This window comes from Syntrophomonas wolfei subsp. methylbutyratica (assembly GCF_001570625.1).
Classification (GTDB): Bacteria; Bacillota; Syntrophomonadia; order Syntrophomonadales; family Syntrophomonadaceae; genus Syntrophomonas; species Syntrophomonas methylbutyratica.
Genome location: NZ_BBQT01000050.1, coordinates 1 through 1,425, shown reverse-complemented (window position 1 = coordinate 1,425; position 1,425 = coordinate 1). Strand labels below are relative to the sequence as shown.

The 1,425-nt window shown below is 50.9% G+C and carries 1 rRNA gene; it reads right to left on the bottom strand.

The window, feature by feature from the left end:
* Positions 1-1,303, bottom strand: a 23S ribosomal RNA gene (locus AWB54_RS14930); the annotation flags it as partial.
* Positions 1,304-1,425: the final 122 nt, after the last annotated feature.

Sequence of the window (1,425 nt, the reverse complement as noted above, 5' to 3'; positions counted from 1 at the left end):
TTCCGCCTTCCGTCCTCTGTCATCCGTCCTCCGCTATCCAAAGCTTCGGTACTATGCTTAGCCCCGTTACATTTTCGGCGCAGAGCCACTTGACCAGTGAGCTATTACGCACTCTTTCAATGGTGGCTGCTTCTAAGCCAACATCCTGGCTGTCTGTGCAGCTCTACATCCTTTCCCACTTAGCATAGATTTGGGGACCTTAGCTGTTGGTCTGGGCTGTTTCCCTTTCGACTATGGACCTTTTCACCCACAGTCTGACTGCCAGGCAGTACCTTGTGGTATTCGGAGTTTGGGAAGGTTCGGTAACCGTGTAAGGCCCCTAGCCTAACCAGTGCTCTACCCCCTCAAGGCTCTTTTCCTGACGCTAGCCCTAAAGCTATTTCGGGGAGAACCAGCTATCTCCGGGTTCGATTGGCATTTCACCCCTATCCACAACTCATCCACGTACTTTTCAACGCACTCTGGTTCGGGCCTCCACGATGTGTTACCATCGCTTCACCCTGGCCATGGATAGATCACCCGGTTTCGGGTCTGCTGCATCAAACTAATGCGCCCTGTTAAGACTCGCTTTCGCTGCGGCTCCATCCTTTTTGAACTTAACCTTGCTTGATGCAGTAACTCGCTGGCCCATTCTACAAAAGGTACGCAGTTACACTTGCGAAGTCGAAACTTCTCAATAGTGCTCCTACTGTTTGTAAGCATACGGTTTCAGGTTCTTTTCACTCCCCTCCCGGGGTGCTTTTCACCTTTCCCTCACGGTACTCTTCTCTATCGGTCGCCAGGTAGTATTTAGCCTTGGAAGGTGGTCCTCCCTGCTTCCCACCGGGTTCCACGTGTCCGGCGGTACTCGGGGTTTCTGCTCAGAGATATATGCTTTTCGCTTACGGGGCTTTCACCTTCTGTGGCTTAAGCTTTCCAGCTTATTCAGCTAAACATATATTTTCTTACTCTGTGACCATTCTGCAGTATGGTCCTGCACTCCCCTCAACCCCATTCAGGCAACGGCTGCAGCCTTTACACCTGCATGGTTTGGGCTCTTTCCCTTTCGCTCGCCGCTACTTAGGAAATCTCGCTTGATTTCTCTTCCTCCGGTTACTAAGATGTTTCAGTTCACCGGGTCTCGCTCCTCTTACCTTATGTGTTCAGGTAAGGGTGACAGAGGTTCGCCTCTGCCGGGTTTCCCCATTCGGATATCCACGGTTCTATGCTCGCTTGCAGCTCCCCGTGGCGTTTCGCCGCTTGCCGCGTCCTTCTTCGCCTCCTGGCGCCTAGGCATCCACCATACGCTCTTTTTATCTTGACCTTTGCGAGAGAACTTTCTCATTTTGCTTTGCGAAATAATTTGCATTATCTCTTTAAAGCGGCAATGAAATTGTTCCTACTTTCTTTCCCTCTATGCAGTTTCCAAAGAACTTTGGAGACACG